This is a genomic window from Arthrobacter sp. Y3223166 (assembly GCF_059090935.1).
Window position 1 is genome coordinate 16014 of sequence record NZ_JBNHGE010000013.1, and the last position, 25331, is coordinate 41344.

At 69.4% G+C, this 25331-nt stretch carries 25 protein-coding genes; 22 read left to right on the forward strand and 3 right to left on the reverse strand.

All coding sequences use genetic code 11. The features are described 5' to 3' along the window. The first annotated feature begins 42 nt into the window (after positions 1-42). Genes AC5RUH_RS08220 through AC5RUH_RS08245 form a run of 6 tightly spaced genes read left to right on the forward strand, consistent with a single transcriptional unit; the run spans position 43 to position 3976 of the window. On the forward strand, positions 43-1254 hold the full coding sequence (locus AC5RUH_RS08220) for a molybdopterin molybdotransferase MoeA (protein ID WP_494128328.1): 1212 nt from the start codon (positions 43-45) through the stop codon (positions 1252-1254). Continuing rightward, on the forward strand, positions 1251-1727 hold the full coding sequence (gene moaC, locus AC5RUH_RS08225) for a cyclic pyranopterin monophosphate synthase MoaC (RefSeq protein ID WP_494014178.1): 477 nt from the start codon (positions 1251-1253) through the stop codon (positions 1725-1727). The genes AC5RUH_RS08220 and moaC overlap by 4 nt, the downstream gene beginning before the upstream one ends. Then, positions 1724-2215, forward strand: coding sequence for a MogA/MoaB family molybdenum cofactor biosynthesis protein (locus tag AC5RUH_RS08230; protein ID WP_494002411.1), 492 nt, complete (start codon positions 1724-1726; stop codon positions 2213-2215). Before moaC ends, AC5RUH_RS08230 begins: the two co-directional genes overlap by 4 nt. Positions 2216-2272: 57 nt before the next feature. After that, a complete protein-coding gene (locus AC5RUH_RS08235) occupies positions 2273-2701 on the forward strand; it encodes a molybdenum cofactor biosynthesis protein MoaE (RefSeq protein ID WP_494128329.1) in 429 nt (142 codons plus the stop codon). A 16-nt stretch (positions 2702-2717) separates the two neighbouring features. Beyond that, positions 2718-3473 (forward strand): 4-hydroxy-tetrahydrodipicolinate reductase, encoded by a 756-nt coding sequence (gene dapB / locus AC5RUH_RS08240; protein WP_494128330.1) that lies wholly within the window; start codon positions 2718-2720, stop codon positions 3471-3473. Further along, positions 3470-3976, forward strand: coding sequence for a tetratricopeptide repeat protein (locus AC5RUH_RS08245; RefSeq protein WP_494128331.1), 507 nt, complete (start codon positions 3470-3472; stop codon positions 3974-3976). Before dapB ends, AC5RUH_RS08245 begins: the two co-directional genes overlap by 4 nt. Positions 3977-3981: 5 nt before the next feature. On the opposite strand, the gene AC5RUH_RS08250 is transcribed toward AC5RUH_RS08245, so the two are convergent. After that, positions 3982-5166 (reverse strand): heparan-alpha-glucosaminide N-acetyltransferase domain-containing protein, encoded by a 1185-nt coding sequence (locus AC5RUH_RS08250; RefSeq protein ID WP_494128332.1) that lies wholly within the window; start codon positions 5164-5166, stop codon positions 3982-3984. Between the two features lie 115 nt (positions 5167-5281). Between AC5RUH_RS08250 and AC5RUH_RS08255 the strand changes: the two genes are divergently transcribed. From AC5RUH_RS08255 to AC5RUH_RS08285, 7 genes are all read left to right on the forward strand, one after another. Further along, positions 5282-6085: an alpha/beta fold hydrolase gene (locus AC5RUH_RS08255; protein WP_494128333.1), complete on the forward strand. Its 804-nt coding sequence runs from the start codon at positions 5282-5284 to the stop codon at positions 6083-6085. A 131-nt stretch (positions 6086-6216) separates the two neighbouring features. Further along, positions 6217-7128 carry a 4-hydroxy-tetrahydrodipicolinate synthase gene (gene dapA, locus AC5RUH_RS08260; RefSeq protein WP_494023818.1) on the forward strand — a complete coding sequence of 304 codons (912 nt, stop codon included), beginning with the start codon at positions 6217-6219 and terminating at the stop codon, positions 7126-7128. Between the two features lie 7 nt (positions 7129-7135). After that, a complete protein-coding gene (locus tag AC5RUH_RS08265) occupies positions 7136-8827 on the forward strand; it encodes a ribonuclease J (protein WP_494026356.1) in 1692 nt (563 codons plus the stop codon). 75 nt (positions 8828-8902) lie between these two features. Next, positions 8903-11758, forward strand: a complete 2856-nt coding sequence (locus AC5RUH_RS08270; RefSeq protein WP_494014171.1) for an FtsK/SpoIIIE family DNA translocase — start codon at positions 8903-8905, stop codon at positions 11756-11758. A gap of 64 nt (positions 11759-11822) precedes the next feature. Beyond that, positions 11823-12428 (forward strand): CDP-diacylglycerol--glycerol-3-phosphate 3-phosphatidyltransferase, encoded by a 606-nt coding sequence (gene pgsA, locus AC5RUH_RS08275; protein ID WP_494002402.1) that lies wholly within the window; start codon positions 11823-11825, stop codon positions 12426-12428. After that, positions 12425-12952 (forward strand): CinA family protein, encoded by a 528-nt coding sequence (locus AC5RUH_RS08280; protein ID WP_494014170.1) that lies wholly within the window; start codon positions 12425-12427, stop codon positions 12950-12952. Before pgsA ends, AC5RUH_RS08280 begins: the two co-directional genes overlap by 4 nt. A gap of 95 nt (positions 12953-13047) precedes the next feature. After that, positions 13048-13485, forward strand: a complete 438-nt coding sequence (locus AC5RUH_RS08285) for a helix-turn-helix domain-containing protein (protein ID WP_493977754.1) — start codon at positions 13048-13050, stop codon at positions 13483-13485. A gap of 102 nt (positions 13486-13587) precedes the next feature. Here AC5RUH_RS08285 and AC5RUH_RS08290 read toward each other — a convergent pair whose 3' ends face one another. Further along, a complete protein-coding gene (locus AC5RUH_RS08290; RefSeq protein ID WP_493977755.1) occupies positions 13588-14070 on the reverse strand; it encodes a MarR family winged helix-turn-helix transcriptional regulator in 483 nt (160 codons plus the stop codon). Between the two features lie 130 nt (positions 14071-14200). Between AC5RUH_RS08290 and AC5RUH_RS08295 the strand changes: the two genes are divergently transcribed. From AC5RUH_RS08295 to dapF, 7 genes are all read left to right on the forward strand, one after another. After that, complete coding sequence (locus tag AC5RUH_RS08295; RefSeq protein WP_494002400.1) at positions 14201-14422, forward strand: DUF3046 domain-containing protein; 222 nt, start codon at positions 14201-14203, stop codon at positions 14420-14422. Between the two features lie 193 nt (positions 14423-14615). Continuing rightward, positions 14616-15668, forward strand: coding sequence for a recombinase RecA (gene recA, locus AC5RUH_RS08300; RefSeq protein ID WP_494002399.1), 1053 nt, complete (start codon positions 14616-14618; stop codon positions 15666-15668). 81 nt (positions 15669-15749) lie between these two features. Then, positions 15750-16226 carry a regulatory protein RecX gene (locus tag AC5RUH_RS08305; RefSeq protein WP_494014169.1) on the forward strand — a complete coding sequence of 159 codons (477 nt, stop codon included), beginning with the start codon at positions 15750-15752 and terminating at the stop codon, positions 16224-16226. Positions 16227-16472: 246 nt separating this feature from the next. Further along, positions 16473-17165 (forward strand): hypothetical protein, encoded by a 693-nt coding sequence (locus AC5RUH_RS08310; protein ID WP_494128334.1) that lies wholly within the window; start codon positions 16473-16475, stop codon positions 17163-17165. A 54-nt stretch (positions 17166-17219) separates the two neighbouring features. Continuing rightward, entirely contained in the window at positions 17220-18737 is a 1518-nt protein-coding gene (gene miaB / locus AC5RUH_RS08315) for a tRNA (N6-isopentenyl adenosine(37)-C2)-methylthiotransferase MiaB (protein ID WP_494014167.1), read from the forward strand. Positions 18738-18742: 5 nt separating this feature from the next. Next, positions 18743-19672 carry a tRNA (adenosine(37)-N6)-dimethylallyltransferase MiaA gene (gene miaA / locus AC5RUH_RS08320; RefSeq protein ID WP_494014166.1) on the forward strand — a complete coding sequence of 310 codons (930 nt, stop codon included), beginning with the start codon at positions 18743-18745 and terminating at the stop codon, positions 19670-19672. A gap of 8 nt (positions 19673-19680) precedes the next feature. After that, a complete protein-coding gene (dapF, locus tag AC5RUH_RS08325) occupies positions 19681-20601 on the forward strand; it encodes a diaminopimelate epimerase (protein ID WP_494014382.1) in 921 nt (306 codons plus the stop codon). 10 nt (positions 20602-20611) lie between these two features. On the opposite strand, the gene AC5RUH_RS08330 is transcribed toward dapF, so the two are convergent. After that, a complete protein-coding gene (locus AC5RUH_RS08330; RefSeq protein WP_494014165.1) occupies positions 20612-21223 on the reverse strand; it encodes a class I SAM-dependent methyltransferase in 612 nt (203 codons plus the stop codon). Between the two features lie 432 nt (positions 21224-21655). Between AC5RUH_RS08330 and hflX the strand changes: the two genes are divergently transcribed. Together hflX and AC5RUH_RS08340 are read left to right on the forward strand one after the other, a co-directional pair. Further along, positions 21656-23197 carry a GTPase HflX gene (hflX, locus tag AC5RUH_RS08335; protein ID WP_494014164.1) on the forward strand — a complete coding sequence of 514 codons (1542 nt, stop codon included), beginning with the start codon at positions 21656-21658 and terminating at the stop codon, positions 23195-23197. Then, positions 23190-25229, forward strand: coding sequence for an ATP-dependent DNA helicase (locus tag AC5RUH_RS08340; protein WP_494014163.1), 2040 nt, complete (start codon positions 23190-23192; stop codon positions 25227-25229). Before hflX ends, AC5RUH_RS08340 begins: the two co-directional genes overlap by 8 nt. Positions 25230-25331 lie beyond the last annotated feature (102 nt).

Here is a 25331-nt window from a genome sequence, read left to right on the forward strand (position 1 = left end):
CCGGCACCCGGCCGTCGGTTCCGCCTGCGACAAGGAGGGCCAGTGGCACAGAGCGTTGCCGGGCATTGCGCCGTCGTCGAGGAATTGCTCCGTCACGCCGCACGGGACTGCCTCGCCGGGAGCGAGACGGTGGCGCTGGCGTCGGCCCTCGGGCGGGTGCTGGCCGCCGACGTGGCCGCGCCGATGAGCCTGCCGCCCTTCGCGAACTCGCAGATGGACGGCTACGCGGTCCGCAGCACGGAGACAACCGGCGGGGCGGGGTTCGCCGTGGCCCCGGCGATTCCCGCGGGCTATGCCGCCCCGGCGTTGCCGCCGAACGCGGCCGCGCCGATCATGACGGGGGCGATGCTGCCCGCGGGGGCGGACGCCGTCGTGCCGATCGAGGAAGCGGTGCCGGACTCTTTCCCGGTCGAGGGCGAGGGAGGCACGGTAACCCTGCCGGAAACCGAGGCCGGCCGGTTCGTCCGCGCCGTCGGCAGCGACATCGCCGCCGGCGACCTCGCGCTGGCGGCCGGAACGTTGCTGAAGGCGCCCCAGCTGGGCCTGCTCGCCGCGCTCGGCCTGGCCTCCGCCGACGTGAGGCCCCGGCTGCGGGTGCTGCTGCTGAGCACGGGCGACGAGGTGGTGGCCGCCGGCGCCCGGCTGCGGGCCGGGCAGATCTACGATGCCAACAACACCCTGCTGGCGGCCTCGCTGCGGGAGGCCGGCTGCGAGGTGGTCTCCAGCCGCATCCTGGCCGACTCCGCGCCCGGGTTCCGCCGCCGGCTCGACGAGGACCTGCGCCGCCACGGCGCCGACCTGGTGCTGACCTCCGGCGGGATCTCCAAGGGCGCCTTCGAAGTGGTCCGGCAGGCGCTCGAGCCCGAAGGGGTGGCCTTCGCCTCGGTGGCGATGCAGCCGGGCGGGCCGCAAGGCGCCGGCCGGATCGGCGACGCGGTCTTCCTCGCGTTTCCGGGCAACCCGGTCAGCTGCCTGGTCTCGTTCGAGATGTTCCTGCGGCCGGCGCTGACGGCGGTGCTGGGAGCCCCCGCTCCGCGGGCGGTGCTGCGCGCCCCCCTGGCGGAAGCCGCGGAGTCACCGGCGGGCAAACACCAGGTGCGGCGCGGCCGTTACGACGGCGGACGGGTGCAGCTGGTCGGCGGAGCGGGGTCCCACCTGGTGCACGCGCTGGCGCAGTCCAACGCGCTGGTCCACCTGCCCGTGGGGATGGAACGCGCCGAAGCCGGCCAGGACGTGGAAATATGGCTGCTATGAGTGAAGCAGAACGCCTGACCCATGTCCGCGAGGACGGCACGGCGCACATGGTCGATGTCAGCGGCAAGGACGAAACCACCCGGGAAGCCACGGCGCAGGCCGTGCTGACCACCCGCCCCGACGTGGTGGAACTCCTGGCCGCCGGTTCGCTGCCCAAGGGCGACGCGTTGGCCGTCAGCCGGGTCGCCGGGATCATGGCGGCCAAGCAGACGCCGCAGCTGATCCCGCTGTGCCACCCGCTGCCGATCAGCAAGGTCACGGTGGACTTTTTCCCGGCCGCGGAATCCGTGCGGATCGAGGCGACGGTGAAGACCCGCTCGGTCACCGGCGTGGAAATGGAGGCGCTGACCTCCGCCTCGGTGGCGGCACTGAGCCTGTACGACATGGTCAAGGCCGTGGACAAGCACGCGGTCATCTCCGACATCAAGGTGCTGGCAAAATCCGGAGGCAAGAGCGGGGACTGGGCGCTGTGAGCGCCAGGACCGCCGGCATCATCGTCGCCTCCACCCGCGCCGCGGCCGGCGCCTACGAGGACGAATGCGCCCCCTTGATCTCCGAGTGGCTGGCCGGACACGGCCTGGCCGCCGGCGTCCCCCAGATCGTCGCCGACGGCGAACCCGTCCGCCAGGCGCTGCGGAAGATGCTCGCCGCCGGGCCCCGGGTGATCGTCACCAGCGGAGGCACCGGGCTGGCCGCCGACGACCGCACCCCGGAAATCACCGCCGTCGCGCTGGAACGGGAATTGCCCGGCGTGATGGAAGCCATCCGCGCGTACGGGCGGACCAAGACCCCGCTGGCCGCGCTGAGCCGGGGCGTGGCCGGGACCGCCGGTTCCACCTTTGTGGTCAACCTGCCCGGCTCTCCCGGGGGAGTGCGCGACGGCCTGGCCGCCCTGGATCCGCTGATCGGGCACATCTGCGCGCAGTTGGAAGGCGACACCGACGCAGGCCATGCCGGCTGACGCCGCCCCGCGCCGGCCAAGGGATACTGGAAGCATGCAGCCGATGAGAGGACAACCATGACCAGCACGGTGCTGTACGCCGCGGTAACCGGCGAGGCGATCGACGCGGGCGAAGCTACCGCCGCGGTGGGCTCCGCCGAGTGCGGCGCCGTGGTCAGCTTCAGCGGCGTGGTCCGCAACCACGACGGCGGCCAGGCCGTGGCCGCGCTGTCCTACTCCGCCCACCCCAGCGCCCAGCGCGTGATCGCCGAGGTCGCGGGGCGCATCGCCGCGGACCACGACGGCGTGCGCATCTGGGTGGCACACCGCACCGGCCCGCTGGCGATCGGCGACCCGGCCCTGGTCGCCGCCGTCGCGTCGGCGCACCGCGCCGAAGCCTTCGCGGCCTGCTCGGAGCTGGTGGACCGGATCAAGGAAGAGGTGCCGGTCTGGAAGGAACAGCACTTCGCCGACGGCAGCACCGAATGGGTCGGCGTCGGCCAGTAGCGATACGCTGGAGGGCATGACTGAGCAACTTGCGGTGGCCGTGCTGGGCGCCGGCGGACGGATGGGCAGCGAGGCCGTCGCGGCCATCCAGAGCGCCCCTGACCTGGACCTGGTGGCCGCGCTGAAGCGTGGCGACGCGCTGGAAGAGCTGGTGGCCGCGGGGACGCAGGTCGTGGTCGACCTGACCACCCCGGACAACACCGAGGCCAACGTCCGCTTCGCCGTCGAGCACGGCATGCACGCGGTGGTCGGCACCACCGGCTGGGACCAGGCCAGGCGCGACTCGCTGGCGGAACTGCTGGAACAGCATCCCGGAACGGGCGTGCTGATCGCCCCCAACTTCGCGCTCGGTTCCGTGCTGGCCTCGGCCTTCGCCGCCACCGCCGCCAAGTACTTCGAATCGGTGGAGATCATCGAACTGCACCACCCGGACAAGGTGGACGCGCCCTCCGGCACCGCGGTCCGCACGGCGCAGCTGGTGGCCGCCGCCCGCATGGACGCCGGCGTTCCCGCCGGCCCCGACGCCACCACCACGACGCTGGACGGTGCCCGCGGCGCCGACGTGGACGGCGTGCGCGTGCACAGCGTGAGGCTGCGCGGCCTGGTGGCGCACCAGGAGGTGCTGCTCGGCGGGCCGGGCGAACAACTGACCATCCGGCACGATTCCTTCGACCGCGCCTCCTTCATGCCCGGCGTCCTGCTGGGCGTCCGGACCGTCGCCGGGCGGCCCGGACTGACCTACGGACTCGACGGGTACCTGGAACTTTCATGAGCAACGCCGAACACACGGGTCCCGCAGCGGACGGCGGCAACGGCCGCATCGGCTGGTATGCCCGGCACGGAGCCAAGATCTGGGTCGGCGTGATTATCGTGCTGCTGGTGGGCTACCTGGGAGCCACGCTGCAGCGGGCCTGGCTGATGCTCAGCGAACCCGACCCCGTAGCCAAGGGCTTGGGCATTGCGCTGGTGGTCCTGCCGATCATCGGGGGCTGGGCGCTCAGCCGGGAATTGCTGTTCGGCGCGCGGATGTCCAGGCTGGCCCGGACCCTGGAAGCCGAAGGCGGGCTGCCCGTGGACGACCTGCCGCGCACGCCGGGCGGGCGCATCGTGCGGGAGGCGGCCGACCGGGAGTTCCTGGTGTACCAGGCCGAGGCCGAAGCTGCGCCGGAGGACTGGCGCAGCTGGTTCCGCCTCTCGTGCGCCTATGACGCCGCGGGGGACCGCAAGCGTGCCCGCGAGTCGATGCGCCACGCCATCAGCCTCAGCCGCTCCTAGACCGCTCAGCGGCCGCGGCTGCCCGCCGGCCGCAGCGCCTCCCGGGTCAGCCGGGCCGCGGTGGAGGTCACCAGCTCGAACGGTCCCCGCCACCCCAGGGCCAGGAAGGCCATGCCCACCGCCACCGCTGCCGCTGCCTGCCACAGATAGGTTGGAAGTTCGGGAGCAGCCGGCGGCAACGCGCTGAGCACCCAGACATGGGCAGAATAGAGCGTCAGCGTCATGGCCCCGGCGCCCGCCAGCGGCAGCAGCAGCCACGGCAGCCGGGACGTCAGCAGCAGGCACACCGCCAGGACCACGGCCGACGTGCCCACCGTGTGCAGCAGGTCAAAGGTCGTACCGGCATGCGGCGACGAGCCGCCCAGCCACCACCACGAGCCGCGCTGCTCGATCCAGCTCATGTTCACCTGGTACACGAGATCGAAGTCCGGCCGCCGTGCCGCCTCGGTCGCCGCGACCTCCGCGTATCCGCCGAGCCGCTCCATCAGGAACCAGGAACCCGCCTTGGCCGCCACGGCCAGCACCGCGCCGGCCGCTAGCAGCACCAGTTGCACGCCGGTGCGCTGCAGCTCCAGCCGCCCGATCAGCAGGCCCGCCAGCAGATACCCCAGCCACTGCACCACGGGATAGTAGCCGGTGAGGAAAACATCGCTGAGCAGCGTGGCCGGCGTCAGCAGGTCGTAGACCATGGGGTTGTGGCCCAGCCCGGCCGGCTGCACCGCAGCTTCCGCCCAAGGCCGCAGCACGTGGGCCAGCACCGGCGAGACGACGATCCAGCCGGCCGCCCACAGCGCCAGCACACCGCGGCGGAGCTGCAGGAACGGCAGCGCGCACAGGAACAGCACGCCGTAGTGGACCAGTATCACCGCGACGTTGACTTCCAGCGCACCCAGCATCATGCCGACCGTGGCAATGAGCAGCGCACGCACGGCTATGCCCCCGCGGTCCGCGGCGAGGCTCCCGCCCCGGTGGCCGCGGCTGCCGCCGGTGAGCAGCGCCAGCCCGACCCCGGCCAGGACCGCGAACAGCGCCGAAGAGCGCCCGGAGAGGACCAGGCCCACGAAGTTCGGCTGCGGGTCCGTGCCGGAGGTCCACGGCGCAAAGATGTGGGTCGCCATCATGCCCAGCAAGGCGATGCCGCGGGCGGCATCAATCCCGGCGATCCGCGGGCGGGTGGAACCTGGGCGCATGCACCGATAATCTCACAGCGGGCGTGGAGGCGGCTGTGAGACCGGCGACCGGCACGCGATACCGTGAGGGAATGAACAGGTTGGAGAACGCGGCTGCCGCACCCCTGGAGCGGCCATGATGGGATTTGCCGTCAACGGGGACGACGGCGTGCGGCTGGCCTTCGAGGACACCGGCACCGGGGAGCCGCTGCTGCTGGTCCATGGAACCGCCCTGTCCAAGGCCACCTGGCGGGGGCTGGGCTACCAGCGTGCCCTCAAGCCGCGGCACCGGGTGATTTCGCTGGACATGCGCGGGCACGGCCGCAGCGACAAGCCACACGACGTGGGCGCCTACACGATGGAGCGTTTCATGGGCGACGTCGAAGCGGTGCTGGACGCCTGCGGGCTGGACAGCGTCAACTACTTCGGCTATTCCTTCGGCGCGCGGGTAGGACTCGCGATGGCGGTGTACCGGCGGCAGCGCCTGCGTTCGCTGACCATGCTGGGCGGAACCCACCGGAGCATGGCCGGCCAGGTGGGCAAGCTCTTCTTCCCCGACTACCTGGACGCGCTGGAGACGGGCGGGATGGAAGAGTTCCTCCGCCGCTGGAACGGGCGCCGGGCCGTGCCGGTGGACGCGGCCACCCGGCAGGCCTTTTTGGCCAACGACCCGGCGGCGCTTGCCGCCTACTTCCGCGCCGGCGAAGAGCTGCCCGGTCTCGATCCCCGCCAGGTCCAGCGGATCCCGTTGCCCGTCCTGCTGATTGCCGGCAGCGAGGACCACCCGCGCGCCGCGGAGTCGCGCCAGGCCGCGGCCTTGCTGCCGGACGGACACTTTGCCGAGCTGCCGGGCCTGGACCACGCCGGCTGCCTGGCCGCCCAGGACGAAGTGACCGCCTTGCTGACCGGTTTCCTGGGCCGCCTCCCCGCGCCCCGCTGACATGCCCGCCTGCTCCGGCCGCCGGGCCCGGCCGCTACGGCGGCGGGAGCCGCGGCACGTGACGTGAAGCTCTGTGTCGCGCCTTGTACGCCATTGCCGATAGGACCCGCGGACACGGTAACGTTTTCCCTATGGTTGAGTCTGACGTTCGTGAGTATCCCTTTGGCACCATGGTCACCGCAATGGTCACCCCCTTCACCGAGGAGGGCGAGGTCGACTACGGGAAGGCAGCGGAACTGGCGGACAAGCTGGTCCAGGACGGATGCGACGGGCTTGTCGTCACCGGCACCACCGGCGAGACCTCGACGCTCACCGACGACGAGAACGAGGGCATGTTCCGGGCCGTCGTCGAGGCTGTGGGGGGACGGGCCAAGGTCATTGCCGGGTCCACCACCAACGACACCCGCCACTCGGTCAGTCTCTCCCGGCGCGCCGCCAGCGCCGGCGTGGACGGACTGCTCATCACCGCCCCCTACTACAACAAGCCGAGCCAGGCCGGCGTGCAGGCCCACATCGAGACCATCGCTTCGGCCATCGGCCTGCCCGTCATGGTCTATGACATCCCCGGCCGCGCCGGCATCAACATCGAGACGGAAACCCTGATCCGGCTGGCCGAGCATCCGCTCGTCGTCGCGCTCAAGGACGCCAAGGCGGACTACGCCGCGACCACCCGCGTCCTGGCCGCCACGGACCTCGACGTCTACGCCGGCGACGACGGCCTGACCCTGCCGCTGATGGCGGCCGGCGCGGTCGGCGTGGTCAGCGTGACCGCGCACGTGGCCACCCGCCAGTTCCGGGAACTCGTCGATGCGGCACTGGCGGGGGACTTCGCCACCGCACGCCGGCTGCACTTCGAACTGGACCCGGTCATCCGGGCGGTGATGACACACATCCAGGGTGCGGTCGCCGCCAAGCAGATTTTGAAGTGGCAGGGCGTCCTGCCCAATTCGGTGGTCCGGCTCCCGCTGGTGGAACCGACCGAGGCCGAGCTCGCGCCGGTCCGCGCCGACCTGGCCGAGGCCGGCCTGGCGCTGGGGGTCTGACCGCCCGATGAGCGAGTCCACCATCACCCAGTTGCGCACGCCGCCGCTGCTTGAACCGGGGACGCTCCGGATCGTTCCTCTCGGCGGGCTCGGGGAAATCGGCCGCAACATGGCGGTCTTCGAGATCGACTCCAGGCTGCTGGTGGTTGACTGCGGCGTGCTGTTCCCGGAAGAGCACCAGCCGGGGGTGGACCTGATCCTGCCGGACTTCTCGTACATCGAGGACCGGCTCGACGACGTCGTCGGGGTGGTCCTGACCCACGGGCACGAAGACCACATCGGCGCCGTCCCGTACCTGCTGCGGATGCGGCAGGACATCCCGCTGATCGGTTCCCAGCTGACCCTGGCCCTGGTCGAGGCGAAGCTGGCCGAGCACCGGATCAAACCGCAGACCCTCACCGTCGCGGAGGGCCAGATCGAGCAGTTCGGTCCCTTCGAATGCGAATTCGTGGCGGTCAACCACTCGATCCCGGACGCCTTGGCGGTCTTCATCCGCACCGCGGCCGGCACCGTGCTGCACACCGGCGACTTCAAGATGGACCAGTTGCCGCTGGACGGACGCATCACGGACCTGCGCGCGTTCGCCCGGCTGGGGGAGGAGGGCGTGGATCTCTTCATGGCCGACTCCACGAACGCCGACGTCCCCGGCTTCACCACGGCCGAGAAGGAAATCGGCCCGGTGCTGGAGCGCCTGTTCGGGCAGGTGCAAAAACGCATCATCGTCGCCTCCTTCGCGTCCCACGTGCACCGCGTGCAGCAGGTGCTCGACGCCGCCGCGGCCCACGGCCGGCATGTGGCGTTCGTCGGCCGCTCCATGGTGCGGAACATGGGCATCGCCGCCAAACTGGGCTACCTGAACGTTCCCGAGGGCATCCTCGTGGACCTGAAAAACGTTGAGGACTTCCCGGACGACCGGATCGTGCTGATGTCCACCGGGTCGCAAGGCGAGCCGATGGCGGCGCTGTCGCGGATGGCCAACGGCGACCACCGTGTGCAGGTCGGCGCGGGGGACACGGTGATCCTGGCGTCGTCGTTGATCCCGGGCAACGAGAACGCCGTCTTCCGGGTGATCAACGGCCTGCTCAAGCTTGGCGCCGACGTCATCCACAAGGGCAACGCCAAGGTACATGTGTCCGGCCACGCCGCGGCCGGGGAACTGCTGTACTGCTACAACATCCTGCGGCCCAAAAACGCCCTCCCGGTGCACGGCGAGACCCGCCACCTGATTGCAAACGGGCGGCTGGCCGAGCAAACCGGCGTGCCCGCCGGGAACGTGCTGCTCGCGGACGACGGATCGGTGATCGACCTGAAGGACGGCACGGCCCGGATTGTCGGCCAGATCGAATGCGGCTACGTGTATGTGGACGGATCCAGCATCGGTGAAATCACCGACGCCGACCTCAAGGACCGCCGGATCCTGGGCGAGGAGGGCTTCATCTCCGTCATCACCGTGGTCAACCGCAGCACCGGCCAGATCGTCTCCGGTCCCGAAATCCATGCGCGCGGGTTCGCCGAGGACGATTCGGTGTTCGACGACATCAAACCCAGGATCATCGCCGCCCTCGAAGAAGCCGTGGTCACCAACATGGACCACACGACCTACCAGCTGCAGCAGGTCGTGCGCCGGGTGATCGGCACGTGGGTGAACAAACGGCACCGCCGCCGGCCAATGATCGTTCCCGTGGTCCTGGAGGCCTGATCCCGCACCCGGCGCAGCCGATCCGCCGGAGCCAAATCCCGCGGATCACGCCGGGCAGCCGGTAACCTAGCCACTATGGCGACTCGTACTTCCCCTGCCCGAAAAGGCACCCAGCAGTCGCGCGGTAAGGCTACAGGCACCACTGCGCGCTCCTCCTCGGGGCGTTCCAGCAAGACCAAGGTGCTCGAGGTGCAGCCCCAGGAAGAGCAACTGCCGCTGCTGGCCCGGCTGATCCAGGGGCTGTGGATGGCCGTGGCGCGTCCGGTGGCCGCGGGCGTCCGGAAGCTGGGCCCCGATGTGCGGCCCGACCCCGCACTGCGCCGCGACGGCACCGGCTTCTTCCTGCTGCTGCTGGCCGGCTGCGTGGCCACCGTCGAGTGGTGGGCGCTCGACGGCTGGTTCGGAGACGCCGTGCACGCCATGGCCGGCGGGACCTTCGGCTGGATGGCGCTGGTGCTGCCCGTGCTGCTGGTGATCATGGCCGTGCGCCTGATGCGCTGCCCGGAGGACTCTCCCGCCAACAGCCGCATCTCCATCGGCCTTATCCTGGCGCTGGCGTCCGGTTCCGGGCTGGCCCACGTGATCGGCGGCCAGCCCGCCCTCGCCGACGGCTTCGATGCCTTGTGGGCGGCCGGCGGCATGGCCGGGTTCCTGCTTGCCGCGCCGCTTGCAGCGGTCAACACCTGGCTGGCGGTGGCCTTCTACGCACTGCTGGCCTTCACCAGCATCCTGATCGTGACCGCCACGCCGTTCCGCCACATACCCATGCGCCTGCGGATGCTCTACGAACACCTGATGGGCCAGGACCCGTCGGCAGAAGCCGGGTACCGGCCGGCCGCCGACGGGCATGACCAGAGCTACCTCTACGCCGACGACGCCCCGGCCAAGGAACCCAAGCCGCGGCGCAAGCTCTTCGGCAAGCGCAAGGCCGAAGAGACCGACGGCGGCGAGGACGAGGGTTTCTTCTTCGACGAGGCGTTCGAAACACCGGTGATCGAGGCCGGGGAGCCGGAGGAAGAATCCGGAACGGAGCAGGCGGCACCGGCCGTGCCGCCGGGAGTTCGCAGGCCCACCCAGGCCGAGCTCGCCGTCGAAAAAATCAAGCGCAACCAGGGGCTGGTACCGGAAGGCGCCACCGAGGCGCTGCCGGTGCTGCCTGCCGCCGCGCCGGCGGCAGCGGCCCCCATCGTCCCGTCCACCCCGGTCCAGCCGCAGCCGCCGACCACCCCGATCCCGCAGCGCACCGAGCAGTTGCAGCTGGCCGGCGACGTCGCCTACACCCTGCCGCCCTCGGATTTCCTCCCGCCGGGCCCGCCCTCGAAGGAACGCTCGGAGGCCAACGACGCCGTCGTCAAGGCGCTGACCGAGACGCTGGACCAGTTCAAGGTGGACGCGAAGGTCACCGGCTTCTCCCGCGGTCCCACGGTGACCCGCTACGAAATCGAGCTGGCGCCGGGCACCAAGGTCGAACGTGTCACCGCGCTGTCCAAGAACATCTCCTACGCCGTGGCCAGTTCGGACGTGCGCATCCTCTCGCCGATCCCCGGCAAATCGGCCATCGGCATCGAGATCCCGAATACCGACCGCGAAACGGTCTCCCTGGGCGACGTGCTCAGGTCCAACAACGCCCGCAAGACCGAGCACCCAATGGTCATGGGCGTGGGCAAGGACGTGGAGGGCGGCTTCGTGCTGGCCAACCTGGCCAAGATGCCGCACCTGCTCGTCGCCGGCGCTACCGGCGCGGGCAAGTCTTCGTTCGTGAACTCGATGATCACCTCCATTCTGATGCGCTCGACGCCGGACGAGGTGCGGATGGTCATGGTGGACCCCAAGCGCGTGGAACTGACCGCGTACGAGGGCGTGCCGCACCTGATCACGCCGATCATCACCAATCCGAAGAAGGCGGCCGAGGCGCTGCAGTGGGTGGTTCGGGAGATGGACACCCGCTACGACGACCTCGCCAACTTCGGCTACAAGCACATCGATGATTTCAACAAGGCCGTGCGCAACGGGAAGGTTGTGCCGCCGGCCGGGTCCAAGCGCGTGATCAAGCCCTACCCGTATCTGCTGGTGATCGTGGACGAGCTCGCCGACCTGATGATGGTCGCCCCGCGGGACGTCGAGGACTCCATCGTCCGTATCACGCAGCTCGCCCGCGCCGCCGGCATCCACCTGGTGCTGGCCACGCAGCGGCCGTCGGTGGACGTGGTGACCGGCCTGATCAAGGCCAACGTGCCGTCACGGATGGCGTTCGCCACCTCGTCGGTGACCGACTCCCGCGTGGTGCTCGACCAGCCCGGCGCGGAGAAGCTCATCGGCCAGGGCGACGCCTTGTTCCTGCCGATGGGCGCCAACAAGCCCATCCGCGTCCAGGGCGCCTGGGTCTCCGAATCGGAAATCCACAAGGTCGTGGAACACGTCAAGGGACAGCTGCAGGCCGTCTACCGGGACGACGTCGCCGTCGAGGCGCCGAAGAAGCAGATCGACGACGACATCGGTGACGACCTGGACGTGTTGCTGCAGGCGACCGAACTCGTGGTCACCACGCAGTTCGGCTCGACGTCGATGCTGCAGCGGAAGCTGCGCGTGGGCTTCGCCAAGGCCGGCCGCCTGATGGACCTGCTGGAGTCCAGGGGCGTGGTCGGCCCGTCCGAGGGCTCGAAGGCACGCGACGTGCTGGTCAAGCCGGACGACCTGGCCGCGACGCTTGCCGCCATCCGTGGCGATGAGCCGCCGGCGGCCGCCCCGGCCGCGGCGGGCGAGGCCGATCCGCTGACGGAGGCGCTGGCGGAGAACGCCAACGCGAACCACGGCTTCGAGGGCCCGCGTGACCTGGTCGCCGAAGACCTGGACTCCCGGCCGCAGGCGGAGGACTACTACGACGACGACGATTCAGGGTCCGAGGACGCCTGGAGCCTGACCGGGCGCTGAGGCGGGTGTCGCGTGCCCGCCGGCGGCGGCCGAAGGGCCACGGCGGGCGGGTAGCCTTGAAACCGTGACTGATTCAGTGTCCCGCCCCGTGCCCCTGCTCAATATCGCCAACGTCCTCACCACCGTGCGGATCCTGCTGGTCCCGTTTTTCATCTGGTTCCTGCTGGCCGACGCCGGAGCAGGGCAGGTGTTCCGCTGGCTGGCCGTGGCGGTGTTTGCCGTCGCGATCTACACCGACAAGCTTGACGGCGACCTGGCGCGGTCCCGGGGCCTGATCACCAACTTCGGCAAGATAGCCGACCCGATCGCCGACAAACTCCTGATCGGTGCGGCCCTGATCCTCCTGTCGGTGCTGGGCGACCTGCCGTGGTGGATCACCGTCGTCATCCTGGTCCGGGAGCTGGGCATCACCCTGCTGCGTTTCGTTGTCATCCGCTACGGCGTCATGCCGGCCTCGCGCGGCGGCAAGTTGAAGACCGTGCTGCAAACCCTGGCGATCTTCCTGTACCTCCTGCCGCTGGAGGCGTGGCTCGGATCCTGGGCCGTCTGGGTCGCCTTTGCCGTCATGGCGGTCGCCGTCGTCGTCACCGTCGCAACAGGCATCGACTACGTGGTCAAGGCAGTGGCGCTGCGCCGTGCCGCCCTCGCGAAGCCGCAGGGCCGGCCGTGAGCACGTCCGCATCCGTGGTCGTAGGGGCCGCCATCGCCCGGAAGGTGACCTTGGCCACGGCCGAATCACTGACGGCGGGAATGGTGGCGGCGGAACTGGCCACCGTTCCGGGAGCTTCGGGCGCGCTCCGCGGCGGCGTGGTGTCCTACCAGAGCCGGATCAAGACGGCGGTGCTCGGCGTCGACGCGGGCCTGCTCGAGCGCGAGGGCGCGGTCACGGAAGCGGTCGCCTGCCAGATGGCCGACGGCGCCAGGCGCGTGTTGCAGGCTGACATCGCGGTATCCACGACCGGGGTGGCGGGACCGGAACCGCACGGGGGACGGGACGTGGGAACCGTGTGGATCGGCGTAGCCTCTCCGGAGGGCACGCGCGCCGTCGGATACCGTTTCGAGGGGGACCGCGCCCGCATCCGGCGGCTGGCGTGTGACGCGGCCATCGAACAACTGGGCCTCGCGATCGACGCCGCTCCCGGTCCCGCCGGCACCGGAGATTCGGGCCCGGGAACAAAAACTTTGATTCAGTAGTTATCAAAGGGTGTCAGCAACTGTTACGTTGTTGGCCTAGGCTTGGAAGACAGCGGCGCAAGCCGCATACCTCATGAGGGAGCAAGGCGATACAGATGGTAAAGCAGCCCGTGTCCGTAAACGGTGTAGTCCGTTGGCGTGATGTGGGATTGGCCGAAGAACCGCGTACGGAGCAGAAGGAGCGCAAGATGGTGGTGCTACGACACGAGATTGGCGACGTCCTCCGCGATGTCCGGCAGCGTCAGGGACGCACCCTTCGAGAAGTGTCGCACAGCGCCCGCGTCTCCCTCGGATACCTGAGCGAAGTCGAACGCGGCCAGAAGGAAGCATCGTCGGAACTCCTGTCCTCGATCTGCTCTGCCCTGGACGTTCCCCTGTCGCACATGCTCCGCGAAGTCAGCGACCGGGTCGCGGACGCCGAGGGCGTCGTCATTCCCGACACCGTTCCGCAGGAACTGTCCCGGGAGTTTGTCGGGGCCATTCCCGACGAGCTGCCCGACGAGCTGCGCGGGCTGGCTTCCGCCCGCTACTGACCCGAAAACCTGAACCGGCCGGTTCCGCCCCGTGGCGGACCGGCCGGTTTTTGTTGTGCCCGCCGGTGCCACGCCGCGCCTCTCGTCCCGGAGGTTGTGCCGCTAGTGGACGGGCGGCTCGTTGGCGTACGAAGCGTTCAGCCGGTCCAGCAGTTGTCCCAGCGTGGACAGGTCCTCGACGGACCAGTCGCCAAGCCGCTCGTGGAAGGCGACTTTGCGGGCGGCCTGTGCCTCGGCCAGCTTTTCCAGCCCGGCCGGAGTCAAGGTGATGGATTGGGCCCGTCCGTCCAGTGGATCAGCCTCCTTGCCAACCAGTCCCAACTGCTCCAGCATGGCGATCTGGCGGCTCACGGAGGGTTTGCCCACCCCGATGGCGGCCGCCAGTTCGGTCAGGCGCATGGAGCGCTCCCGCTGCAGGATCAACAGCAGTCCGTAAGCGGCAGGTTCCATGTCCGGGTGGACGTTTCGTGCCACCCGGTGCGAATTCGCCCTGGCCCGGCGCCAGAGCAGGCTCAGCTGCCGTTCCAGTGCTTCGATGGCCGCATCGAACCCTGCATCTGCGCTGCCTGTGGCGTGGTCTGTCATGGGCTCATTGTAATGAGCAGCATGCACACGCAGGGCAACGGCGGCCTGACGCGCCGTACCCATATTCCGACGGCGCCGAATCTCCGTCCGGCCCGGTTGAGGCCGGACGGACACGTGAGAAGATGGACGCGTGCGAACCAGTGACTTCTGGCGGTTGATGGACGATGAATTCGGTCCCGCATACTCGCATGTCCTGGCTGCCGACCTGGTGCTGGGTCAACTCGGGGGCCGTACCGCGGCCGAAGCGCTGGCCGCGGGAATCCCGCCCAAAACCGTGTGGCTGGCCCTCTGCGATGTCCAGGACGTTCCGCCCGAGCGGCGCTGGGGCAAGGACCGCGAGCCGCGCGGCTGAACAGACACGCCGCGCCCAACGCCGATATGTTCGAAAGTGTGTTCGGATCCCGCTAAGCTTCTACACAGACCCCCGAGTGGACGGATCATCCACACGCTCCGCTGCCGATCCCATTTTGTCCGAACCGGCGGTTACGGTCGGAAGACGTCAAGACAAAAAATGGCCCGAGGGCCGCAAGAGACTGAGGTGAACAATGGCCGCACCAGCTGACCGCGAGAAGGCACTGGAAGCTGCGCTGGCGCAGATCGACAAGCAGTTCGGCAAGGGGTCGGTGATGCGGCTCGGCGACGACACGCGCGCCCCGATCGAAACGATCTCCACCAGCTCGATCGCCTTGGACGCTGCCCTGGGGATCGGCGGCCTGCCGCGGGGCCGCGTGGTGGAAATCTACGGTCCGGAATCTTCCGGCAAGACCACCGTGGCGCTCCATGCCGTGGCCAGCGCCCAGCGCAACGGCGGCATCGCAGCCTTCATCGACGCCGAGCACGCGCTGGACCCGGAATACGCCAAGAAGCTCGGGGTGGACACCGACGCCCTGCTGGTGTCGCAGCCGGATACCGGCGAGCAGGCCCTGGAAATCATGGACATGCTGATCGGCTCCGGCTCGCTGGACATCATCGTGATCGACTCCGTCGCAGCCCTCGTGCCCCGCGCGGAGATCGAGGGCGAAATGGGCGACAGCCACGTGGGCCTCCAGGCGCGCCTCATGAGCCAGGCCCTGCGAAAGATCACCGGGCGGCTCAACCAGTCCAAGACCACGGCCATCTTCATCAACCAGCTGCGCGAAAAGATCGGCGTGTTCTTCGGCAGCCCGGAGACCACCACCGGCGGTAAGGCGCTGAAGTTCTATGCCTCCGTGCGCATCGACGTGCGCCGCATCGAGACCCTGAAAGACGGCGCCAACCCGGTGGGCAACCGTACCCGCGCCAAGATCGTCAAGAACAAGATGGCTCCGCCCTTCAAGCAGGCCGAGTTCGACATTCTGTACGGTCACGGCATTTCCCGCGAGGGCGGCCTGATCGACATGGGCGTGGAACATGCGCTGGTCAAGAAGTCGGGCGCCTGGTTCACCTACGACGGCGACCAGCTGGGCCAAGGCAAGGAAAACGCCCGCAAGTTCCTGATCGACAACCCGGACCTGGCCGATGAGCTGGAGCGCAAAATCCGGCAGAAGCTCGGGATCGACCCCGTTCCGGACAGCGGAGAAGAAGGCGGACCGAAGCTCAAGGCAGTCGACGGATTCTAGGTGGCCCGCAGGCACGGTCCGGCCGCCGGGCCAACGCCGGGCAGTCCGGCCGACCTGGCGCCCGAGGCGGATCCTCATGCGGTGGCACGCTCGATTGTGCTGGGCGCGCTGACACGGTCCCCGAAAAGCCGCGCGCAGCTGGCCGCAAAGCTGGCTGAGCGCGGCGTCCCGGACGACGTCGCCGAGGCGGTGCTCGACCGATTCGAAGAGGTCAATCTCATTGACGACGCCGGGTTCGCCGAAATGTGGGTGCGCAGCCGCTCCCAGACCCGCTCCTTGGCGCGCGCTGCCCTCAAGCGGGAACTCGGGGAGAAGGGCATTTCCGGCGACATCGCCGAGCAGGCACTTGACCAGCTATCGCCCGACGACGAGCTGGAAGCCGCGCGGGGACTCGTTCGCCGCAAGATCCGTCCCGACTGGGAACTGAACGACAGGTCGGCCAGGGATAAGCATCTGCGGCGGTTGGTTTCGATGCTGGCCCGGAAGGGCTATCCGCCCTCGCTGGCCTACCGGGTCGCCGACGAGGAACTCGGCACCGCCGCCAACCCCGAGTTCTAAGCGGCTCCGTTATGCAATTGAGACTTTCCGCGGTTTGGTCGGTATCATTGTGCGACTGTGAGCCCCTCGCAGAATCAACGACGCAAATCCACCCAGCTACGCAGGATCAACCGCAGGCGGCGCCGCCTCCGGATCGCGGCGGGGTTGACTCTCGGCTCTGTGGCCGCCCTCGGCGCAACCGGGGCAGCGGGCGCCCTCCACAACGGCCATAGCCCGTCCGCAGCGGTGGGATTCATCGCAGCCCCGGTGAAGCAGCTGATGGGGTGGAGCGACCCGGACGAGGGGCAGCGGCCGTTGGCGCGTGCGGCCCAGCGGCAGCAAACGGAGGAAGCGTCCACCGACGCAACCGCTCCGAAGGCCGCCCGGGCTCCGGAGGCGCGCACGGAAGAAAAGGAAACTGCCGCCGCACCGGCGCCCGAAACCCCTGCGGCAGAGCCCGCGGAGAAGGAAGCCTCCGGCCCGACGGATCCGGGGCAACACGGCGACGCCGGAGCGCAGGCGGGCGCGGCACGGGAGGGCGCGGCGACAGACCCAGCCGGTAAGGCAGCTGCCGGACGCACGGCCGAAGAGCAAACCGCACCGGGGGCAAGTGATCAGCAGGCCGCAGCCGGCGCGGCCGAAGAACAGGCACCGGCGGCCGGCGCGGCGGCAGACCAGGGCGGCTCCTCGGCTCCTGCCGAGGCGCCCGCGAACGCCCCGGAGCCAGCCGACACCCACACCGGAGCAGCAAGCCCGGTCCCCGGCTGGGGTGCCGGGGAATTGGCCTGCCTCGAAGAACTCTGGAACCAGGAGTCGGAAGGCAACGCCAGCGTTGAGAAATCGACCGACGGCGGGTATGTTTTCCGGATCCGGCTCGACCGCGGCCTGGATTACATCGAGTCCCGGTACGGTTCGCCGTGCCTGGCCCTGGACTTCCAGCTGGCCAATAACTGGTACTGATTTGCCGGCCGTGCGAATTGTGGCCGGTCCCGCCGCAGGCCGTACCCTTGTAAGGTGAGTTTGACTGCCCCAGCCCCGCCCATCGAGACGCAGCACGAAGCCCGCACCTACCAAGTGCGCACGTTCGGCTGCCAGATGAACGTACACGATTCCGAGCGGCTTGCCGGGCTCCTCGAGGCGGCCGGCATGGTCGAGTCCCAAGGCGGGCAGGCCGACGTCGTGGTGTTCAATACCTGTGCGGTGCGGGAGAACGCCGACAACAAGCTGTACGGCAACCTTGGCCAGCTCGCCCCCGTGAAGGAACGCAACCCCGGCATGCAGATCGCCGTCGGCGGCTGCCTGGCGCAGAAGGACCGGGAGACGATCCTCCGGAAGGCGCCCTGGGTCGACGTCGTGTTCGGCACCCACAACGTGGGTTCGCTTCCCGCCCTGCTGGAACGTGCCCGGCACAACAACGAGGCGCAGCTGGAAATCCTCGAGTCGCTCGATGTCTTCCCCTCGACGCTGCCCACCAAGCGCGACGCGGTGTACTCCGGGTGGGTTTCCATCTCGGTCGGCTGCAACAACACCTGCACGTTCTGCATCGTGCCCTCGCTGCGCGGCAAGGAACGCGACCGCCGGCCGGGGGACATCCTGGCGGAGGTCCAGGCCCTGGTCGACGACGGCGCCATCGAGGTCACCCTGCTGGGGCAGAACGTGAACTCCTACGGCGTTGAATTCGGCGACCGCGGCGCCTTCGCGAAGCTGCTGCGGGCCTGCGGCAGCATTAACGGCCTCGAACGGGTCCGGTTCACCAGCCCGCACCCGGCGGCGTTTACCGATGACGTCATCGAGGCCATGGCCGAAACACCCAACGTCATGCCGCAGCTGCACATGCCGCTGCAGTCCGGGTCGGACAAGGTCCTGAAGGACATGCGCCGGTCCTACCGGTCCACGAAATTCCTCGGCATCCTCGAGAAGGTCCGGGAACGGATTCCGCACGCGGCCATCTCCACCGACATCATCGTCGGATTTCCCGGGGAGACGGAGGAGGACTTCCAAGCCACGCTGGAGGTGGTGGAACGGGCCCGCTTCGCCAGTGCCTTCACCTTCCAGTACTCCAAGCGGCCCGGCACGCCGGCCGCGGAACTGCCGGACCAGCTGCCCAAGGCCGTGGTGCAGGAACGCTACGAGCGCCTGATTGCCCTGCAGGACCGGATTGCCGCCGAAGAGAACGCCAAACAATTGGGCAGCCGGCTCGAGGTCATGGTGACCGCGCAGCAGGGACGCAAGGCGGAAGCGACCCACCGGCTCTCCGGGCGGGCCCGGGATCAGCGGCTGGTGCACTTTTCCGTGCCCGCGGGTGCGCCGGCGCCGCGGCCCGGCGATCTGGTCACGGTGACCGTCACCGAGGCGGCACCGTTCCACCTGATCGCCGACCCGGCATCCGAAGCGGACTACCAGCTGCGCCGCTCGCGCGCCGGGGACGCGTGGGACCGCTCCCAGGCGGATTCCTGTGCGGTACCGGCCGCCGCGGGCAAGCCGTCCCAGGTGTCGCTGGGCATGCCCGCGCTGCCGGGCCGAACCGCCTGACGGCGATGCCGGTCCACCCCCAAGCGCCGCGCGGCCCGGCGGTCATCGCCGTCGTCGGTCCCACCGGCTCCGGAAAATCGGATCTCGCCGTCGCGCTGGCCCGGCGGCTGGGCGGGGAAGTGATCAACGCCGACGCCATGCAGTTTTACCGCGGCATGGACATCGGCACGGCCAAAATCGATCCGGCCGAGCGGCAAGGAATCGAGCACCACCTGCTGGACATCCTCGACGTGACGGAAGAGGCGAGTGTCTCTGCCTACCAACACCAGGCCAGGGAAGCGATCGACGCCGTGCACGGGCGGGGGCGCCGGGCCATCCTCGTCGGTGGTTCCGGACTGTATGTACGGGCCGCCCTGGATGCGATCGAGTTTCCGGGTACCGATCCGGCCCTGCGCCGCGGCCTCGAAGAGGAGCTGGAAAGCCTCGGCCTCGCAGCGATGCGGGAGCGGTTGCGGCAGGTCGACCCGGTGTCCGCCGGGCGGCTGGCCGACGCCCGCCGGGTTATCCGGGCGCTGGAAGTGCGGCAACTGACCGGGCGTCCGTTCAGCTCCTACATGCCGGAGCGGGAGTATGTCCGCCCGACCGTTCAGATCGGCCTCCGGGTGGACCGCGAGCGGCTCAAGCACCGCCTGGCCGGCCGCGTCCATACGATGGTGGAACGCGGGCTGCTGGAGGAAGTCGCGGCACTGGACCGGCAGGGCCTGCGCCAAGGCCGGACTGCCTCGCGCGCGCTCGGCTACGCCCAGTTCCTGAAGGTGGTCGACGGTGAATGGACCCGGGACGAGGCCGCCGAGGACACCATCGCCGCCACCCGCAAGTTCGCCAGGCGCCAGCTGACCTGGTTCCGCGCCGATCCGAGGATTCACTGGCTGGACTGGGAGGATCCGCTGGCGGCGGACAAGGCGGCAGCGCTCATCGCTAAGCTTGAGCCGTGAACAACCCCATGCCTGATCATCTGTCGGCCCTTGCCGGGCTGCCCTTTGCCAAGGGACACGGCACCGGCAACGACTTTGTGCTCATTGCCGATCCCGACGGGGCCAAGCGCCTCGGGGCCGAGGCGGTCGCCGGCCTCTGCCACCGCCACCTCGGCATCGGCGCCGACGGGCTCATCCGTGCGGTCCGGTCCCGGCACCTGCCCGAGGGCCGCGAGCTGCTGGAGAGCGCGCCGGAGGCCGAGTGGTTCATGGACTACTACAACGCCGACGGCTCGACCTCGGAAATGTGCGGCAACGGGGTCCGCGTCTTCGTGCATTTTCTGCTCGCCGAAGGACTCGTCCAGCTGCCGGCCGGTGAGTCGCTGACCATCGGGACCCGGGCGGGAACCAAAACGGTCAGCCGGTCCGCCAACGGCTACGCCGTGGACATGGGGCCGTGGGAGTTCATCTATCCGGCGGAGGCTGCCGCCAGGGCGATGGATTCGACGGTCACCGCAGGCGGCCTCCAGGTGCCGCGGCCGGCACTGTCGGTGAGTCTGGGGAACCCGCACACAGTGGTCGCCCTCGCCGGGCTCGAAGAACTGGCCGCCACCGAGTTGTTCCACGCGCCGGCGGTAGACCCGGTCCCGGAGAACGGAACGAATGTTGAGTTTGTCGTGCCGGCGGAGCCCCTCGTCGCCGACGGCGCCGGGCACATCAGCATGCGCGTGCACGAGCGCGGGGTGGGGGAGACCCAGTCCTGCGGGACCGGCGCCTGCGCTGCCGCCGCCGCCATCCGCTACTGGGCGGGTGCGGGCGCACCCGACGACTGGCAGGTCGGCGTGCCGGGCGGCGTTGTCCGGGTCCGGTTCATCCCTGCGGCCGACGGGCGGGAACATGTGGAGCTGAGCGGCCCCGCCGTGCTCGTGTCCCGAGGCGTGGTGGCCTGACCGAAGCGGCTCAGCCGGCCCGCCGTATGCAGAGCACCCGGAACGTCTTTGCGGTGCTTTCCCGGCTGACCGCGAAATCCGACGGCAGTTCGGCCGCGAGCCAGCGTTGCAGCGAGTCCGATCCCAGGTTCTTCTGGACGACCAGCCAGGCGGTGCCCCCGGGTGCGAGGCGGGGCAGCCACATCAGCAACAGTGCGTGAAGCTCGCTCTTGCCGATCCGAATCGGAGGATTGGACCAGATGGTGTGGAACTGCAGGGCCGGGTCAACGTCTTCCGGGCGGCAGGCACGGACGTTGGCCAGCCCCAGCGACGCGGCGTTGTCGTTGGTCAGGGCGATGCTGCGTTCATTGACATCCACGGCCAGCACCGTGGCATCGGGGGACTTCAGCCCCATGGTGAGCGCGAGCGGTCCCCACCCGCAGCCGACGTCGAGCAGGTTGCCTTCCGGAGCAGGCGGAGGGACCTCGTCCAAAAGCACCGCCGTGCCCTTGTCGAGGCCGTCCGGACTGAAGATGCCTCCAGCTGTTTGCAGCTGCCGCATGCGGCCATCCAGCTCGACGGCGAGGGTGCGGCGAACCTCGGGATTGCCTGGTTGCGCGCTGAAGTAGTGCTCTGTTCCCATAATCGGCCAGATTAGTGCGCCGACCGCGGAATCGGTATCTAGGCCCACCTAAGCAACGTCCGCTCTGATACCGTGGGAGGCATGAAAAACCTGTGATTGCGCCGTAACCTGCTGTCCCCGCTCGTAGCCGGACAGCGCGTGCCGATGGTTGAGGCCTTGACCTCCCCGGCCGCCGGGCAATCACCGTTCCCGAAGGCTCACTCGAGTCCCTTCTGATCCGGTGCCGCAGCCGCCGCAAGGGCTGCGGCGGTCCCCGGCACCCGCTGCTTGCCCTGCCGCCCGGCCGGGCGGCAGCCCCGCCTTTCCCGCCCGGCAGCGCCCGGGCCCATGCCAGGAGGACTTTTGGCGAATCATCCACAAACTGCATCTTCGGGCTCTGCCGGCCGCATCCCGGAGGACTACGATAAGACCACGGACATTTCGAAGGAGAGCATGACCACCAACAACCCCCAGCCGACACCGGAACCGGAAATGACGCCTGACGAGATCCAGGCGGTCATCGACCGAATCCTGGCCCGCGACACCGCGGCGCGAGGCAAACAGGGCGTCGGCGGCAGAGCCCAGGCACTCTCCGAACTTGATGCCGAGCATTCCGAATTCGACGGCGACCAGCAGGACCTCGCGGAACGCCGCGCCCTGCGGCGCGTAGCCGGCCTGTCCACCGAGCTTGAGGACGTCACCGAGGTTGAGTACCGGCAGCTGCGCCTGGAGCGCGTTGTCCTCGCCGGTCTCTGGACCGAAGGCACGGCCGACGACGCCGACAATTCCTTGCGGGAGCTGGCAGCGCTGGCCGAGACAGCCGGCTCCGAGGTGCTGGACGGTATTGTCCAGCGCCGGTTGAAGCCGGATCCGGGGACTTTCCTGGGCTCCGGCAAGGCCCAGGAACTGCGCGACATTGTGATGTCCACCGGCGCCGACACTGTCATTGTCGACGGCGAGCTGTCGCCGTCGCAGCGCCGCGGTTTGGAAGACATCGTGAAGGTCAAGGTCATTGACCGCACCGCGCTCATCCTGGACATTTTCGCGCAGCATGCCAAGAGCCGCGAAGGCAAGGCCCAGGTAGAGCTGGCCCAGCTTGAGTATCTGCTGCCCAGGCTCCGAGGCTGGGGCGAGTCCATGTCCCGGCAGGCCGGCGGCCGGGTGGGGGCGGCCGGCGGCGGCATTGGTTCCCGCGGGCCCGGTGAGACGAAGATCGAGCTGGACCGCCGGCGCATCCGTACCCGGATGGCGAAGCTGCGCCGGGAGATCACCGCCATGAAGCCCGCACGGGAAACCAAGCGCGCCAACCGCCGCCGCAATGCCGTGCCGTCGGTGGCAATCGCCGGCTACACCAATGCCGGCAAGTCGTCGCTGCTCAACCGCCTGACCGATGCGGGTGTGCTGGTCGAGAACGCGCTCTTCGCCACCTTGGATCCGACCGTCCGCCGGGCGGAAACACCGGACGGTATCGGTTACACGCTCGCCGACACGGTAGGGTTCGTCCGGTCGTTGCCGACGCAGCTGGTGGAAGCCTTCCGCTCCACCCTGGAGGAGGTTGCCGACGCCGACGTCATCCTGCACGTCGTCGACGTCTCGCATCCCGACCCGGAGGGCCAGATCGCCGCGGTGCGCGAGGTGCTGACCGAAATCGAAGCACGGCACATTCCGGAAATCGTCGTCTTGAACAAGGCCGATGCCGCCGATCCGTTCGTGGTCGAGCGACTGCGCCAGCGTGAACCGCGGCACGTCGTGGTTTCGGCGCGGACCGGGCAGGGCATCGATGAGCTGCTTCGGCTCGTCAGCGAGACAATCCCGCGGCCCAGTGTGAAGCTGCAGCTGCTGGTGCCCTACGACCGCGGCGAAGTGATTAGCCGCCTGCACAATGAAGACGCCGAGATCCTCTCCATGGAGCATGGCGGGGACGGCACGCGGCTCGACGTGATGGTGCGCGAGGGCCTGGCATCGGAGCTGGAACAGTTCCTCCGGCATGACTGACCTCCAGGTTCCCGCCGGTGAGGCGCTGCGGCTGCTTGACGTCGCCGTACAGGAGATGGGCGGGCAGCACCGTGCCGGCCAGCACGAGATGGCGGCGAAAGTAGCCGAGGCCTTCGAGCGCCGGCAACACCTGCTGGTGCAGGCGGGCACAGGCACCGGCAAGTCGCTGGCCTACTTAGTGCCGCTCATGGTCCAGGCGCTGGAGGGGGAGAAGCCGGCGATCGTCTCCACGGCAACGTTGGCGCTGCAATCGCAGATCGTCAAGCGGGACCTGCCCCGGCTGTTGGAGGCCGTCGCCGACGAGCTGCCCAGGCCGCTGGACGTCGCTTTGCTCAAGGGCAGGAACAATTACCTCTGCCTGCACAAGCTCGCGGGCGGCTTTCCGGACGAGGACGCGCCGGCGGCGCTGTTCAGCCTCGGCGAGGACGCGGTGCCGCATCCTTCTCCGGCCGGCGCAGCGTCGGCTTCCGGCGCCTCGGGCGCGCTGGGCAAGGAAGTCGTGCGCCTGCGCGAGTGGGCGCACGAGACCGAAACCGGGGATCGGGATGAACTGGTGCCCGGTGTCAGCGATCGGGCCTGGCGGCAGGTCTCCGTCGGCTCCATGGAGTGCCTGGGCGCCCAGAAGTGTCCCCTGGCCGCCGAGTGCTTCAGCGAACTGGCACGGGGCCGCGCGGCGGAGGCAGACATCGTGATCACGAACCATGCCATGCTGGCCATCAACGCCTTCGAGGGCGTCGCGGTACTCCCGGACTATGACGTGGTGGTCATCGACGAGGCCCATGAGCTGCAGGACCGCGTCACCAGCGCCGTCGCGGGGCAACTCTCCGCCGCCATGGTGCGTACCGCCGCCTCGACGGCACGCAAACACACGGGGATCAGCGTGGAGCCTTTGAACTCCGCCGCCGATGCGCTGGAGGACGTCCTGCAGTCGGTGCCCACCGGCCTGCTGGCGGCCGGCCTACGCGAGGAGCATGAGCTGGTTCTCGCGCAGGTACGGGAAGCGGCCCGCGCGGCGCTCTCCGACTCGAAGCCCGAGGGTGCGGGGGCAGCGGACGGCGGACGGCAGATGGCGCGCTCACGGCTCGCGGCCGTGCTGGAACTGGCCGAACGGCTGCTGTCCGCTCCGGACTCCCGGGAGGTCATCTGGGCGACCCGTCCCAGCACCTATGGCGAGGCCGGCGACTACGCCGCCAATGACGACCAGCCGGCAACGTTGAACATAGCGCCGCTCTCGGTGGCGTCCCGGCTGCGTGAGGGCTTGTTCGACGACCATACCGTTGTGCTGACATCGGCGACGTTGTCGGTCGGGGGGACCTTCGATGCCGTCGCCGGGTCGCTCGGACTGCTCGGAGCCGGCGCGCCCGCCTATTCCAGCGTGGACGTGGGCAGCCCCTTCGATTACCCCAGGCAGGGCGTGCTCTACGTGGCGTCGCATCTGCCGAAGCCGGGCCGGGGCACCAGCCCGGAACAGCTCGATGAACTCGAGGAGCTGCTGCTGGCCTCGCGCGGCGGCGCCCTGGGCCTGTTCTCCTCGCGGCGTGCGGCAGAAGAAGCCGCGGCCGAGTTGCGCGGGCGCACCGACCTGACCATCCTGTGCCAGGGCGAATCGTCGATGGGCGCGCTGGTCCGCCAATTCGCCGAAGAGCCCGACACCTGCCTGTTCGGCACCATGACGCTCTGGCAGGGCGTCGACGTTCCCGGTTCCGCGTGCCGGCTCGTGGTCATCGACCGGATTCCGTTCCCCCGGCCGGATGACCCGCTCACGACTGCCCGAACCCGGTCCGTGGCGCAGTCCGGGGGAAACGGTTTCATGACGGTCTCGGCGACCCATGCGGCCGTGCGGCTGGCCCAGGGAGCCGGCAGGCTGATCCGCGCGTCAAACGACCGTGGAGTGGTGGCCGTGTTGGACTCCCGGCTGGCGACGGCGCGCTACGGGAGTTTCCTCCGCAGCGCCCTGCCGCCCTTCTGGAGTACCAAGGACGGCGCCACGGCCCGCCAGGTCTTGGAAAGGCTGGCTACGGCCTCAGCCTGAACGGGTTGGGGGCACGCCCGTTCCGGAGCGAGCGGGGCCCTGCGCGGGGACCGCCCGTGCGGGCAGGGGATCCCGGGGTGGCTGCAGCGCGGACCGGGGAGA